The 14,587-nt window shown below is 49.1% G+C and carries 17 protein-coding genes; 12 read left to right on the forward strand and 5 right to left on the reverse strand.

Annotated features, from left to right (window positions below):
• The first annotated feature begins 24 nt into the window (after positions 1 to 24).
• The 9 genes from GCE9029_RS17145 to GCE9029_RS17185 all read left to right on the forward strand — a co-directional run bounded on the left by GCE9029_RS17145 (position 25) and on the right by GCE9029_RS17185 (position 8,178).
• Positions 25 to 888, forward strand: a complete 864-nt coding sequence (locus GCE9029_RS17145) for a DMT family transporter (RefSeq protein WP_062665079.1) — start codon at positions 25 to 27, stop codon at positions 886 to 888.
• 310 nt (positions 889 to 1,198) lie between these two features.
• Complete coding sequence (locus GCE9029_RS17150; RefSeq protein ID WP_062665082.1) at positions 1,199 to 1,672, forward strand: GNAT family N-acetyltransferase; 474 nt, start codon at positions 1,199 to 1,201, stop codon at positions 1,670 to 1,672.
• Between the two features lie 29 nt (positions 1,673 to 1,701).
• A complete protein-coding gene (locus GCE9029_RS17155; RefSeq protein ID WP_062665084.1) occupies positions 1,702 to 2,190 on the forward strand; it encodes a GNAT family N-acetyltransferase in 489 nt (162 codons plus the stop codon).
• A gap of 101 nt (positions 2,191 to 2,291) precedes the next feature.
• On the forward strand, positions 2,292 to 3,140 hold the full coding sequence (locus tag GCE9029_RS17160) for a type 2 periplasmic-binding domain-containing protein (RefSeq protein WP_062665086.1): 849 nt from the start codon (positions 2,292 to 2,294) through the stop codon (positions 3,138 to 3,140).
• A gap of 453 nt (positions 3,141 to 3,593) precedes the next feature.
• Positions 3,594 to 4,085, forward strand: a complete 492-nt coding sequence (locus GCE9029_RS17165; protein ID WP_062665089.1) for an ATP-dependent zinc protease family protein — start codon at positions 3,594 to 3,596, stop codon at positions 4,083 to 4,085.
• Between the two features lie 4 nt (positions 4,086 to 4,089).
• Entirely contained in the window at positions 4,090 to 4,998 is a 909-nt protein-coding gene (rimK, locus tag GCE9029_RS17170) for a 30S ribosomal protein S6--L-glutamate ligase (RefSeq protein ID WP_062665091.1), read from the forward strand.
• Positions 4,982 to 6,049 (forward strand): succinylglutamate desuccinylase/aspartoacylase family protein, encoded by a 1,068-nt coding sequence (locus GCE9029_RS17175; RefSeq protein WP_062665093.1) that lies wholly within the window; start codon positions 4,982 to 4,984, stop codon positions 6,047 to 6,049. Before rimK ends, GCE9029_RS17175 begins: the two co-directional genes overlap by 17 nt.
• A gap of 284 nt (positions 6,050 to 6,333) precedes the next feature.
• Positions 6,334 to 7,272 (forward strand): lipase family alpha/beta hydrolase, encoded by a 939-nt coding sequence (locus GCE9029_RS17180; RefSeq protein ID WP_062665096.1) that lies wholly within the window; start codon positions 6,334 to 6,336, stop codon positions 7,270 to 7,272.
• Between the two features lie 18 nt (positions 7,273 to 7,290).
• Complete coding sequence (locus GCE9029_RS17185; protein ID WP_062665098.1) at positions 7,291 to 8,178, forward strand: lipase secretion chaperone; 888 nt, start codon at positions 7,291 to 7,293, stop codon at positions 8,176 to 8,178.
• Positions 8,179 to 8,197: 19 nt separating this feature from the next.
• On the opposite strand, the gene GCE9029_RS17190 is transcribed toward GCE9029_RS17185, so the two are convergent.
• On the reverse strand, positions 8,198 to 8,869 hold the full coding sequence (locus tag GCE9029_RS17190) for an HAD family hydrolase (protein ID WP_062665100.1): 672 nt from the start codon (positions 8,867 to 8,869) through the stop codon (positions 8,198 to 8,200).
• A 128-nt stretch (positions 8,870 to 8,997) separates the two neighbouring features.
• Positions 8,998 to 9,642 carry a hypothetical protein gene (locus GCE9029_RS17195; protein ID WP_231870139.1) on the reverse strand — a complete coding sequence of 215 codons (645 nt, stop codon included), beginning with the start codon at positions 9,640 to 9,642 and terminating at the stop codon, positions 8,998 to 9,000.
• Between the two features lie 142 nt (positions 9,643 to 9,784).
• Here GCE9029_RS17195 and msrB point away from each other — a divergent pair, with 142 nt between their 5' ends.
• Both msrB and GCE9029_RS17205 read left to right on the forward strand, forming a co-directional pair.
• Positions 9,785 to 10,228, forward strand: a complete 444-nt coding sequence (msrB, locus tag GCE9029_RS17200; RefSeq protein ID WP_062665767.1) for a peptide-methionine (R)-S-oxide reductase MsrB — start codon at positions 9,785 to 9,787, stop codon at positions 10,226 to 10,228.
• Between the two features lie 240 nt (positions 10,229 to 10,468).
• Entirely contained in the window at positions 10,469 to 11,848 is a 1,380-nt protein-coding gene (locus tag GCE9029_RS17205; RefSeq protein WP_062665103.1) for a sensor domain-containing diguanylate cyclase, read from the forward strand.
• Between the two features lie 16 nt (positions 11,849 to 11,864).
• Here GCE9029_RS17205 and GCE9029_RS17210 read toward each other — a convergent pair whose 3' ends face one another.
• Entirely contained in the window at positions 11,865 to 13,256 is a 1,392-nt protein-coding gene (locus tag GCE9029_RS17210) for a class II fumarate hydratase (RefSeq protein WP_062665106.1), read from the reverse strand.
• A 175-nt stretch (positions 13,257 to 13,431) separates the two neighbouring features.
• Here GCE9029_RS17210 and GCE9029_RS17215 point away from each other — a divergent pair, with 175 nt between their 5' ends.
• On the forward strand, positions 13,432 to 13,704 hold the full coding sequence (locus GCE9029_RS17215; protein ID WP_002542441.1) for a hypothetical protein: 273 nt from the start codon (positions 13,432 to 13,434) through the stop codon (positions 13,702 to 13,704).
• Positions 13,705 to 13,789: 85 nt separating this feature from the next.
• Here GCE9029_RS17215 and GCE9029_RS17220 read toward each other — a convergent pair whose 3' ends face one another.
• Both GCE9029_RS17220 and GCE9029_RS17225 read right to left on the reverse strand, forming a co-directional pair.
• Positions 13,790 to 14,251 carry a DUF3429 domain-containing protein gene (locus tag GCE9029_RS17220; RefSeq protein ID WP_062665107.1) on the reverse strand — a complete coding sequence of 154 codons (462 nt, stop codon included), beginning with the start codon at positions 14,249 to 14,251 and terminating at the stop codon, positions 13,790 to 13,792.
• Between the two features lie 59 nt (positions 14,252 to 14,310).
• Positions 14,311 to 14,574 (reverse strand): DUF5062 family protein, encoded by a 264-nt coding sequence (locus tag GCE9029_RS17225; RefSeq protein ID WP_039850626.1) that lies wholly within the window; start codon positions 14,572 to 14,574, stop codon positions 14,311 to 14,313.
• Positions 14,575 to 14,587: the final 13 nt, after the last annotated feature.

Raw genomic sequence — 14,587 nt, forward strand, 5'->3', positions numbered from 1 at the left:
AAAAAACTTTGACCGGAGACACACGTGGCAAATTACCTGTTAGCTGCACTCGTCCCTATTTTATGGGGGAGCACTTACGCAGCCGTCAGCCTTTTCTTGCATGATCTCTCCCCTTTCTGGGTAGCGGTATGGCGTGCATTGCCTGCAGGTTTATTGCTTCTGCTGTTGAAACCGGGTCGCCCGCCGCTTCCATGGTCCAAAATGACTTTGCTCAGCGTGTTCAATATCGCAGCTTTCTTTCCACTCCTGTTTATCGCAGCTTATCGTCTGCCCGGCTCTGTGGCAGGTACGCTTGGCGCAACACTGCCACTCCAACTGATGTTGATGCAGTGGCTAGTTGAAGGAAAACGGCCACAGCTTAAAATGCTGCTGTTGGCATTGGTCGGCTTCTCAGGGATTGTGATGATCCTGAATCCTAGTGCTGACATTGACCCGATTGGTGCTGCTGCCGCACTGGCGGCGACCGCGTTGGTCGCAAGGGCATCACTCTGGCTGAAAGACTGGCCTGTTACCGATATTTTCCGCCTGACAGCCTGGCAGTTAACACTGGGCGGTTTATTGCTGGTGCCATTGGCATTTATTGTGGAAGGCGCACCAAAACCCATTACCACCCATGAATTACCGGGTCTAATTTGGGTTAGCTTGCTCAACAGTTCATTCGCGTATTGGGCGTTTTCACGCTCGATTAAGAAGATTGGCGCTGACAGCATGGCAATGATCAGCATGCTGAACCCCGTCGTCGCCGTGACACTGGGTATTTTCCTTGTGGGTGAAGTGTTGGGGCCTTATCAATGGCTCGGCATTGCCATGGTGATGATGAGTTTGGTACTCATGGTTTACAGCAAACAAAGAACGCAACGAAAGCTGGCGTTGAAGCACGCTCAATAATCAAGTTTCCAAAGCCCCTGCAAAGGGGCTTTTTATAGATAAGACAGCAGGGTGATTGAGATACATAAAAGGTTGAAGCAAATCTAATATTTACCCTCAAGCGGATGCATATCCCTCTAATGCTTTTTTGGATAAATACTCCTTCATATACATTAAATGCAGAATGAAAATTCACCCAACGTAAAACAAGTGGCGATTTAGCCCTATTAAGCTTCATAACAACACACCAATACGCTTTTCAGCTCAACTTGAACAGCGCCTAAAGCCAATGCTAAATGTTCTTTCACTCAAAGGAATGGAGGAAGACATCATGGAAATTCGTATCGACGATCTCAGCGGCCCGGAAATCAAAGGCCTCCTCCAGGAACACTTGAATAATATGCACGAAATCAGCCCGCCGGAAAGTGTGCATGCACTGGACCTCAGCGCCCTGAAATCACCAGATGTGACGCTGTGGAGTGTGTGGATCGAGGGGGAGCTTGCTGGTTGTGGTGCATTGAAGAAAATTGGCCCTTCTCACGGTGAAATCAAATCTATGCGCACTTCACAAAATCACCTGAGAAAAGGTGTCGCTGCGAACTTGCTCGCACATATTCTCCAAGAATCACGCAGGCGTCAGTACACGCGTCTAAGTTTAGAGACAGGTACTGAACCAGAATTTCAGCCAGCGCATCGTCTCTACGAACGTTTCGGCTTCGAAGCTTGCTCGCCATTCGGGGAATATGTGGAAGACCCTAACAGCGTCTTTTATACCCGAGCATTGCAACAGTTCAGTCCTGCCTAACGTTACGGACAACGTAGATTCAGGGTTATATGAACAAAAGAATAGAAATTATTGATTACCACCCGCGCTACACAGAACAAACCATTTCCATGTGGCGCGCCAGCAAAGAGAGAGCCTTGGGTATTCCCGAGGCTCATGATTTTGAAGCGCACCGCTACTATCTCAATCGTATCCTCACCACGAGCAACCGCGTTTATCTCGCTGTCGAAAAACGCGCTGAACGGGTACTCGGTATGATTGCTTTTGATGAGAACTTTATTACCCAGCTTTATGTCGACTGCGATCACCAGAATCAGGGGATTGGCAGCGCCTTGGTAGATCTGGCAAAAGAGACCACCAGCCAGAACCTTCAGTTATACACTTTCGAGATGAATGCCCCTGCCCGATGCTTTTGGCAAAAACACGGTTTTGAAGAGAAGCAGATTGGCCAGCATGACAATGAAGAAGGCTTAACCGATGTGCTTTGCGAATGGCAGCGCGAAGACGACTACCCGGAACTCCGCTACGCCTTTAGCTAACCTGTCGCGTTCAGTTTGACTACCGACGATTTATCACTACTTCTGCTGAGAAAACTCACCTAATCTGAATGATGATTCCATCAGGTTGGTGAGTTTACTTTATGCACGTCTCTCCCGTTCAGGGTCCATTGGATGAAACCCAGCGAAGCGAAAGGTTGTTTCAAGGGGAGTTGCTGGTTTTCCAAGAGCAGGAAGCCTGTAATCCATTGGTAAGCATTGCCCGGCAAATCATTCGCAAACACTTCGTTGTGCCAGACCCAGAACTTGCACACCTTTATCTCTCGCCGGAACAATATCTAGGCCTCGCCGCCGCCACGCAGGATGCATTTAAACAAAGCACGGAAGTCAAAGAGGCAATCAATCATTTACTGCAAGCCTGTGGCGTGAACCCAGAACACAATTACATCGACTCGCGTGTGCTTCGCATCGTCCCTTGTCTCGATGCCTTCGATAAAGGAAACAATGCGACACTTCGCCATCACAGAGATACATGGGGCGCGAATATTTACTGCCAGCAGAATTGGTGGCTACCTATATTCGAATTAGAAACGGGACGCAGCATGGCGTTTTACCCTGACTATTGGCGTCAACCCATCGCCAATACCACGGATAGCTGGTCTTTTTCTGACTTCTTACAAACGAGAAAATCCACACCATTGCACACAAAGGTACCCTATCCCAGCTCACCACAAGCCACAGAAATCGTGGATGAAAGCAATCGATTCTGTCCGATTATCGAACCCGGTGAGATCCTCTGTTTCTCTTCTGCACACCTTCACGCAAGCCGAATTAACCGCACGGGAAAAATACGCTTCAGTGTGGAGTGGCGAACCATCAATAAAAACGACATTATCGAAAATCGCTCCGCGCCAAATATCGATAACTCGGCTTCCACGCCTATGTATCAATGGTTTAAGCGAATCAGCGATGGTGAAGCCCTGCGCATTTGAATCTTGGGCTGGAACGCGCGCTATACCGCTATTCCGCGTAGCTTCCCCTGTTTTAATCTCACTCTCAGGACACAAATTTCCCGTAAAACGTCCAATAAACCGACAAGCCAAGCACATGATATTTCATGAAATTGACGCCAATCATTCATCAATATCTTTTATCGTCACGAACGACAAATTGACTTGTCGCTTGCTTCGCAAAGCTGTAACTTGCGCGCTCTTTGGTGCGGTGCTGAGTAAGTGGATGATGATGTGCGCCGCCGGAGTTCAGTACGCTGAGTAGCGGCCCTGTCTGGGCAACCAGCGATAACGATAGTCTTGATTATTCAATCAGTTCTTACAAATGTGAGCGGCACGTTCCCGCAGAGCAACTATCGTTTACTTGAGTTAGTGTCAACGACTGATGCGCTCACTCCATCCGTACGAAAATCACTACCTGGGGCATTGACAGCAATGACTGACAAAAACACCGCTCGACCAGCAGTCGAGGGCGATAACCAAGCTATTTCTAATGACCGATTGCTTGTTGGCTGGCGTGAATGGGTTGCCTTACCAGATTTAGGTATCTCTGCGATTAAAGCGAAAGTTGACACCGGCGCGCGCACTTCGTGCCTGCACACTTTCGGTATCGAAGAATATGAAAAAGACGGCGAGAAGTGGGTGAAGTTCATGATCCATCCAGTTCAAGACGACAGCGTGACCGAGAAAGAGTGTCACGCCAAAGTTAAAGATATGCGCACTGTGCGTGACTCTGGTGGTCACGAGACGCTGCGCTACGTTATCGAAACAACTTTTGTTGTTGGCACTCTGTCATACCCAATCGAGATGACACTGACTGCCCGTGACAACATGGTATTTAGAATGCTGCTGGGTCGCACAGCGATGGAAAACCGACTGATTGTCGACCCGGTTAAATCTTTCCTCGTTCAGGCGCCACAAGGTTAAAAATATGAAAATTGGAATTCTATCTAGAAACGAAAACCTCTATTCCACTCGCCGCCTGATCGAGGCGTGTGAGCAACGCGGCCACGAATACAAAATTATTGATGCACTGCGTTGTTACATGAACATCAACTCGACCCAGCCTTCTATTCACTTGAAAGGTGAAGATCTGGTGGGTTTTGATGCAGTGATTCCGCGTATCGGCGCGTCTGTAACCTTCTACGGCTGTGCGGTTTTGCGTCAGTTCGAAATGATGGGTGTTTACACATTGAACGATTCCGTGGCGATTTCACGCTCACGTGACAAACTTCGTTCACTGCAGCTGCTGTCTCGTAAAAATATTGGTATGCCAATCACAGGTTTTGCGAGCAAACCGGGCGATATTAAAGACCTTCTGGGCATGGTTGGTGGCACCCCTGTGGTGATCAAACTGCTGGAAGGTACTCAGGGTATCGGTGTAGTACTGGCAGAAACCCGTAAAGCGGCAGAGAGTGTGATCGAAGCCTTTATGGGCCTGAAAGCCAACATCATGGTTCAGGAATACATCAAAGAAGCGGGCGGCGCAGATATTCGCTGTTTCGTTATCGGCGACAAAGTGATCGCAGCGATGAAACGTCAGGCCTTGCCAGGCGAGTTCCGCTCGAACCTTCACCGTGGTGGCAGTGCGTCACTGGTACGTATTACTCCTGAGGAACGTAAAACAGCGGTTGCTGCTGCGAAGGCGATGGGTCTTCACGTAGCAGGCGTTGATTTGCTGCGCTCTGAGCGCGGACCTCTGGTGATGGAGGTGAACTCTTCACCGGGTCTTGAAGGGATCGAGACTGCTACCGGTAAAGACGTGGCAGGACTGATCATTGATCATATAGAGAAAATAGTCTCTTCTCCGAGGACAAGGACACGTGTCAAAAGCAAATAACAAAAATAATGCATTCGAAATTGGCGGGACAAGTATCCCGCCAGGTCAACGCGCAAGTGTTGAATTTGAAGTTGCTAAGCTTTACACACACTCACCGCTGTCTGTGACAGCGGAAGTTATTCATGGTAAGAAGCCCGGCCCTGTTTTGATGATAAACGCGGCCATTCATGGTGATGAGCTAAACGGTGTTGAAGTCGTTCGTCAAATTCTGGATCGTCTTAACCCTGCCACTCTGAAAGGCACGGTGATTGCGATTCCTGTGGTTAACGTTTTCGGCTTCATTCATAAATCCCGTTACCTTCCAGACCGTCGCGACCTGAACCGCTGTTTCCCAGGTTCTGAGCGTGGATCTATCGCAGGCCGTATGGCGTATCAGATTTTCGAACAAATCGTTCGTCGCTGTACTCATATTCTTGACCTGCACACCGCGGCTATCTACCGCACTAACCTGCCTCAAATCCGTGCGAATCTATCTAACGAAGAGACCTACGACATGGCGTTGGCTTTCGGTACCCCAGTGGTTATCGATGCTGCCCTGCGTGAAGGTTCTCTGCGTTCTGAAGCTGAAAAGATTGGTATTCCGGTACTGACCTATGAAGCCGGTGAAGCGCTCCGTTTTGAGCCATATGCGATCACTGCAGGCGTGAAAGGCGTTAAGCGTGTGATGCAGCATCTTGGTATGATTCGCAAGAGTACCAAACGTAAGACTCAGGTTGAACCTGTGATTGCGCGTGCAACCCGTTGGGTTCGAGCAGAAGCTGATGGTATTTTGCGTTCACATGTGTCACTTGGCCAACGTGTTAGCAAAGGCCAGTCACTGGCTTCAATCAGTGCACCAACCGGTAGCGAAGAGATCCAAATCTACGCACCAGCAGGCGGTATTATTATTGGCCAGCAAACCCTGCCACTGGTAAACGAAGGTGATGCGATTTATCACATTGCTTACTTCGAAGAACCGGACAAATTGGTCGAACAGCAGGTTGAAAACTACCTCGACGAAGTGGTTGACGACTCAAGCAACGAAATTAAATGGGGTATTGGCGTGCAATAAGCACTTCGATGACCAACAGAAAAGGAGCGCATTGCGCTCCTTTTTAATGGCTTTAATTTCTTATATTTCATTAATTTAGAAAGAGTCACTGTCTAGCCCACCACACCCATCCTGCAAGACTATGAAACGAACCATGTTCATTACCCCTTCAAATAGTGATGAAAAACACAATATTCACTTTATTTTAACATGATCTTTTCATTCTCACTTTTGATACCTGACTCAGAGTTAACCACTGGCTAATATTTGAACGACATCAGAGGACTGACCAGAGGAGATTTGAAATGAAAGGAATCGTTCTAGCGGTGTTGTTCACGATGACGTCTTTGTCGGCGTTTGCAGGTTCAACCGCATCAGGTACATCAACCACCGGATACACCCAAACGAAATATCCTATCGTGCTGGTACACGGACTGTTCGGCTTTGACAGCATTGCAGGTATTGATTATTTCCATGCTATTCCACAAGCCCTGTCCCGCAGTGGCGCCAAAGTGTTTGTTGCGCAGGTTTCTGCAACTAACAGTTCAGAACAACGCGGCGAACAACTGCTACAACAGGTTCGTTGGGTGAAGGCAGTCACCGGTGCAAACAAGGTGAACCTTATTGGACACAGTCACGGCAGCCCTACAGCCCGCTATGTCGCTTCTGTCGCACCACAGCATGTGGCATCAGTCACCAGTGTTGGCGGCGTAAATAAAGGTTCTGAATTTGCAGATGCTGTTCGTGGCATCCCTCCAGGTAGTGTGGGAGAAGGATTGGCTGTGACCGCTGCTCACGCACTTTCTGGCCTTATCAGCGTCCTGTCCGGCGGTGCGAGCCTGCCTCAAGACCCTCTGGCGTCTCTCCACTCTCTGACCACCAAAGGTTCATTGGCGTTTAACGCTAAGTACCCTGAAGGTGTCCCAACTAGCCGTTGTGGCGAAGGTTCTTACCGCGCTTCAAACGGTGTGTATTACTACTCCTGGTCTGGCACCAGCACGGTCACCAACGTATTGGATATCAGTGACCCTGCCATGTTTACCACTGGCCTTTTCTTCTCGGAAGCGAATGACGGTTTGGTGGGTCGCTGCGCGACGCATCTGGGTAAAGTCATTCGCAGCAACTACCGCATGAATCACTTGGATGAAGTGAACCAACTGTTTGGCCTGCACGACCTGTTTGAAACTGATCCTGTCACCGTGTATCGCCAACATGCGAACCGCCTGAAGTTACAGGGGCTGTAATCGATAAGGAGACTCATTATGCGTATCACGTTCACCGCTTATAAGATCGCTATCGTCGTCATTGCTGGCGTGCTGTTTCTCGCTGCGCTTTACTTTTACCCCGGAAACGGAGGAAACACAGCCAAGTTACAAGCGCCTTCTCATGAAGGAACGGAAGTCGATATATCGTCTGATCGTGATACGTTTGAGTACTTCCTCTCCACGCTGGGCGAGCGCGATCTCGCCCAGATCACCGAAGATTACGAAGCCTTTGCTGACACACTGAGCTTCGGAGAAAAACAGAAAGCGCAATTCGAAAAATATCAGGCTTATCGCCAATCGCTGGCTCGTATTCCCATGCCTAACGGCGTGTCTGGACTCAACTACCTCACTTCAATTCACGAGCAAATGCTGAAGCTGCAATCCGAGCACTTTGCTGATGCCGAGCGAAAACGCATTTTCTATGAGGAAAACCTCGCACGGGAAATGACCATCAAACGCATGCGTTTGGAAGCATTGGGGTTAGAGCAAGACGCAATGAATGCCCAATGGCAGGCCGAGTTGGATCAACTAACGCCTGACATGAAAGAGAGCTACCAGAACGCAGCTTTGTTGGGAGAAATGAATACCCTCTCGACGCTGGAAGCGGGCGAAAAGTATCAACAACTGAATGAGTTGGTCGGTGAAGAAGCCATGCTGAGATTGCAGGCACTTGAGCAGGAAGAAGCAAAGTTTGACACTCAATTTCAGCAATATCTGACCGAGCGGCAACATTTGTTGGATGAGAGTTATCTGTCCGATACCGAGCGTGAACAGGCACTGGGTGCTTTAAGAGAGTCATACTTTACTGATGAAGAACGCCGCCGTGCTGAAGCGCTGGAACGTATTCACGACGACGAAGCGATAACCAACGCCAATGCGATTTAACTGGCATTGAGCTAAAGCGTTAGTCGGCCTGAGAACCCCATTTCAACACTGGCCACTGGTATTCTCCTGCTTTTTTGAACAGCTGACTGCAAGGGTTCACCACATACACTTCGTCGGCAAACAGACACATCGGCAGGTCGTTAATCGAGTCGGAATAAAAACTGACGTGCTCGAAATCTTCATCAAGGGTTGCAATCCATTGGGTCAAGCGATGCACTTTGCCTTCACGAAAAGAGGGTATGCCGTCAGGCTTGGGCTGGTACTGGTTATTCTCCACCACCAAATCAACACCCATTGAAACGTCCGCACCCAGCACTTTAGCTATAGGATGCACCAGGAAACCGAGAGAAGCTGACACGATGACAATGCTGGCTCCTTCTGCCCTCAACGCTTCAAACCGCGCTTTGGCTTCAGGGTAAATGTGCTCCAGCATACGTTCTTGTACAAAACGCTCCGCCAGCGCATCAACATCTTTGACCGAGCATGAATTCAACGGTGAAAGGCTATACGCCAAATACCCATCCAGCTCCAGGGTGCCCGCGAAGTAGGCATCCATATACTCTTCATCTTTTTTCAGAAAGTCCGGATCATTCACCATGCCTAAATCGATCAGGTATTGATGCCAGCGGGACATAGAGTCACCTTCCACCAGCGTGTCATCCAAATCGAACACAGCAAGATGTGCTGCCATGGTTATCCCCTTGATTTATAGAGTGATGAGGGTGTTTCTGACTAACCTTAATCTTGGCACAACTTGATGACAGTGAGATAACTGAACACACAATTGTGAGAGCTGGGCAAACTAAATCCGAGAGGCAATCATCGAAAATAAGCTTCCGGTGCCATCAAAGAAACCCGCGGACGAACCGTGGTACCAAATCTGCGCTGAAATGCTTGCTGCGCAGCAGCAGACTCGTCCACCACTTCGAGAGCGACAATTTGATCGTACTCGTCAACGTAAAGTCTCAGGTTGCCAACGTAGATTGCCCTGTCATCTACTCTTACTAAAAATTTCATCATCTCAGGGAGTGGCAAGGCGCGATAGACGAGCTCATCGTCCTCATCAAAGGCACGCTCCAACTCCGAAAGGCGCATGGTTTGGCGCGGCAAGGCGAAATAGAAGGTTTCATCCCAGTCCGCCAGCAAGCCCAAACGTTCCTTGTTGCTCCCTACATCATCAGAAATCCACAAAAGTGCACGCTCATTCGCGAAGGGCCTAAAAGTATCAGTCTCTTGCTTAAGATCTTGCGCAATCACGGCAGGGATAATTGATATTTTTCCCACCACCATGACCTCATCATCTTTGATCTGAGAAAAGTCTATCCACGTATCTGACCTAGTGTTATCTGACGCGCAACCGGAGAGCAGAAATAGCGGCAACACCAGCCATGCCAAGCCTCGAAGCAGCAAGGTATAAGCCAGCATTGGTGATATCAGCGTTAAAGTGCGTTGATCTAAAGCCATGGTTCAACCTTAGTACAACTCTATAAAAACGCTGCCCGGGGAGTGAGATGAAATTAATTTCTGGAACTTGCGGTCAATTACTCCACCAACACGGACTTTCTCTATGTTGGTGACTGTATTAACCAAGATTAAGGTGAACATTATGCTTAACTGGGATTCTGTGATTACCACTGCCAAAAACGGCAACCCTGTACCACCCCGCCGGGTTGAGAAATCAGAGGTGGAGTGGCAGGCCGAGCTAAGCCAGGAGCAGTTCTACGTAACCCGCAAACATGGCACTGAGCGTCCTTTCAGCTCTGAGATGTGCGGCTTGTTTGAACCCGGTATTTATACTTGCGTTTGTTGTGGAGAGCGTCTGTTCAATGCCAACGAAAAGTTCGATTCAGGCACAGGTTGGCCTTCCTTTACCGCGCCTTTGGACGAAAACGCGGTCGCGTACAATATGGATATCTCTCATGGCATGACACGTGTCGAAGTGACCTGCAATGTGTGTGATGCGCACCTTGGGCATGTATTTCCGGATGGTCCTTTACCAACGCGTCTTCGCTACTGCATCAATGCCGTGGCACTCGCTAAAGAGAAGTGAGAACATCGGCACTCAAAATCAGGCGTCCCTTGGACGCCTTTTTCTTGCCCGCCAACTGAGTGTATAACTTCCCCGACAATGGGCGTTCCAGCTCAAACAAATCCCAACGATTCAAAGTGTTTTGCTACGAATTGCACAATAACAGCAGTAAAATTCCTATAATCAAATGAATCAATTGCACTGCCCATTCACTTATTGAATGCGGTATTGCGGCCAATTCGAAACTGGAGTAGTCACTGAATGGCACGAGGTTCGACGGCGTGGGCAGCAGTCGTAACACTGATCTTTTTTCTGGCATCTTTTGCCGGCACAACGCCGTTCAATCTTCACGATGCCAATATCGCGCAGGTCAGTATCGCTTCCGGCATTGGGATGATTGGCTGCCTTTACGGCGGTATTCGCACCCTCCTCGCCCTGATCTTTGCTTCCACACTCGCTTTTGGACTAGCCATTTATAGCTGGGACCCTACTGCCCCGCTCATTCCTGCACTTGTTACTGGTGCAGTCATGCCTCTGGCCTGTTATCTCTCCGCACAAATCTGGAAGAACTTGTTCAGCAATGGCGGCGTGCGCTTTGAAACCTTGAAGCACTATGTTTTACAGGTTTGTATCCTGCCCGGTTTCCTCGTTTCTTTGGTTGCCGCTTCGGATTCTCTGTATGGCAGCTACACCGGAAAAGGCGGTTACTTTTACGATCTTTATGAGCTCACTTCGACCTATGCGCTTGGCATTCTTCTGGTTGCTCCTTTCTATCAACTATGGCGCCTAGAAGAAGACCCATTTCGTCAGTTTTCCCGAAACGCAATTTTGAGCATTGTTCTCTATCTCACTCTCACCATTCTGGCCTTTATCGCAGGCGCGCCAGGGCTGATTTTTGTCGCCCCTGTCATCCCTTTAATTCTGGCATTTAAAGGCGAGGAGCTTGCCTCGCTTGCTGCATTGTTTGGCATGGGCATTATTGTTACCACCATCGCACCTTATAACCTTGGCCCCTTTGATTTGCCCAATAAAGTGCAAGGTCATGCTTCGCTGCTTACTTACGTTCTGATGAGTGTCATCACGCCGCTGGCCATCGGGCTGCATGTCAGACGATTGAATGTGGTCTCGCGTTCCAGAGATAAATGGCAGTCCAAAGCGCGCACCGACCAATTGACCGGATTGCCAAATCGCTATGCCTTCTTCCCAGAGCTTGCAAAGCAGTTTGAGCATGCATCGAAACAAGGGAAAAAACTGGTGGTTGCCATGATTGATGTTGACCATTTTAAGATGGTCAATGATACCTATGGCCATGCCTTCGGAGATGTGGTGTTGATGGACATTGCTTTGCTTATGCAGGAAGAAATGCGCGATTCCGACCTGTTAGCGCGGGTAGGTGGCGAAGAGTTTGCGATCCTGTTCCCCGGCACAAACGAAGACCAAGCCTTTAAGGCGCTTGAGCGTTTACGGACGCGCTGTGAATCCCATATCTCGCGTTATCAGGATGTTGAACTGAGTATTACCATCAGTATCGGCGCTGCCGTGTTTAAATCGCCCGAGCCGAAAGATTCCCTTCTCGGCCGCGCAGATAGCTTGCTTTATCAAGCCAAGGAAGATGGTAGAAACCGTACCATCATTTCCTGATGCGAACCTACCCCACTTAGCGGTCGGCGATACCGCCACGCGTCAACAGAGCAGGGTTCAGAAGCGCTTCGAGCTTCTCACGAGTTAAATCTGTCTCTTCTTCAGCCACGTCTATGATCGGCCGGCCTTCAGCATACGCTTTCTTGGCAATCGCAGCAGCTTTGGCATAACCGATAACAGGGTTCAAGGCGGTCACCAGAATCGGATTTTTCGCCAATGCTTCCTCTACAACCTCTTCCCTGACTTTGAAGCTGGAAATCGCTTTCACCGCCAGCATGGTTAAGCCGTTAGAAAGCAGATTAATGCTCTCCAATAGTTTGTCTGCCACCAGCGGTAACATCACATTCAACTCGAAGTTACCAGATTGCCCGGCAAGGCTCAGTGTGGCGTCATTTCCCATCACTTGCGCTGCCACCATGGCGGTTGATTCGGGGATCACCGGGTTCACTTTCCCCGGCATAATCGACGAGCCCGGCTGTAAGCCTTCGAGCTCAATCTCTCCCAAACCCGCTAAGGGGCCAGAGTTCATCCAGCGAAGATCATTGCTAACCTTCATCAAAGCCACAGCAAGGTTTCGGAATTGGCCTGACAATGCCACGGCAGCATCCAGGCTACCCATCGCATTGAAGGGATGAGGATTGGCTTCAAAGCCCACGCCAGTCAGTGCCGAGACTTCTGTAGCGAACAGTGCGGCAAATTGAGGGTGAGCATTCACGCCCGTACCGACTGCGGTGCCGCCTTGCGCCAGTTTCTTCATACCTTTCAGACTGAACAGAATGCCCTCCTGGCAGCTTTCAAACTGGCGTCGCCAGGCTTCCATTTCCTGCCCGAAGGTCACGGGCATCGCGTCCATCAAGTGTGTGCGACCGGTTTTGACGATATGCCCGACTTCCGTTTCTTTTGCGCTTATGGCATCCAACAACACATTAATAGCAGGCAATAACCGACTTTCGACTTCAAGAACGGTACTGACCTGAATGGCAGTGGGAATAGCATCATTGCTGCTTTGGCTCATGTTCACATGGTCATTTGGCCCAACAGCGACACCGCATTTAATCGCCGCAAGCGTCGCAATCACTTCATTCATATTCATGTTGGAGCTGGTACCGGAACCTGTCTGGTACACATCAACAGGGAAATGCTGCAGATGATCCCCAGCAATGACTTCATCGCAGCTCTCAGTAATCGCTTCTGCTATCTGCGGGTCAAGCAAACCCAAACTGCTATTAATGCTAGCAGCGCAGTATTTCACCATCGCCAATGCGCGGATAAATGGCACAGGCATGGTGCGTCCGCTAACGGAAAAGTTGTTCACAGCCCGTTGAGTCTGTGCCTGATAAAGGACATGTTGCGGTACTTCCACCACGCCCATACTGTCCCGCTCTGTACGGGTATCGTTTTTCTTCATTGCCTTATCCCTGCAGACTAATTCCTACTACCAGTATGACCTCTACATTGAAAATTAGTGTCTCACTGGCCCTATCACTTGGCACTTTCTCTCTGACATTGGAAAGCCCTGTGAAAGACACATCATTTCGCTTAACATACGCCGTAATTTCGACTCTAAAGCAAGGCGTATAACCATGAATGATGACGATATCCTGACCAGTGAAAACCTGATTGAGATCGTTGAAAACCAGTTGGCCGACAACAACCCTAAGAAAGTGAAAGAAACGCTGATGCGTCTTCGCATGACGGGCTCAACGCAAGAAGAAGCGTTGGAATACATTGCTTGCGCGCTGATGGTTGAGATTTACGACGTAGCAAAAGGTGAAGGTGAATTTAACCTGAAGCGCTACGAAGAGCATCTCGACATGCTGCCAGAGATGCCATGGCAGGATGATTTGGAAGACTAAGGTCTTTTCATTCATCACCTCCAACACTAAAAAAGCGCCCTCAGGCGCTTTTTCGTTATTTGGTTGTTGAAAAGACGATATGTGCCTAAACCTGCATGGGTGAAGAAATGACGCTCAGATCATTCAGCCAGTACAACAAGAAGATATGACAAACCACCACTACAGCCGTCAACATCGCACGCATCATGGTGTACCAGAATGGGTAAATACCTTTAAACATCAGCACCACTTCCAGAATAAACAGCACGGCAAACGACACAATCAATAAATAGATGGAATAAGGCAACGGCATCAGCAATGCACCGACTGCCACCAGTGAAAAGACGATACCTACCGTTAAGCCGTTAGTTGGTTTGTCCGGTCTTGCGCCGCTGATGGTCATCCCCCACACGGCACCAGAAAGGAATGCCAGAATCATTGCACTGTAGCTATTAAAGGCATACACCAGCCCGTGCTGCCAGGCATCCGGCCAGACAGGGAGTAAAATGCCGAAAGCAATGAACGGGACAAGTCCCAATGCACCGTACGTCAACGCTGTTTTCTTCATATTTGGCTCGCTTGTTTCTATTCCTTGTTTCTCGCTACGCAATGGGAGAAGTAAACCGATCAGTCCTGAAGCAATGGGTGTCCTTCGGGAAGTTGTTTATGGATCCAAAGCACCAGTTTATGCTTCATGTTTGGACCATCTTCTTTATCCGACGCCAGAGGTGTTAGCACCTTATCTTCCACTAACAACCTATAAATACACTCAATCTTAATTTTATTCGACGTTCCCTCGTCGAAGGTTGCGAAGCCACGTTTACGGGCGTATTGCTCACCGATCTGGAGCGCTTTTTTGAGCAACTGTGCCTCATGCTTAATTTTTTTCATGGTGTTACTCCGC

It is taken from the genome of Grimontia celer (genome assembly GCF_900055185.1).
Classification (GTDB): domain Bacteria; phylum Pseudomonadota; class Gammaproteobacteria; order Enterobacterales; family Vibrionaceae; genus Enterovibrio; species Enterovibrio celer.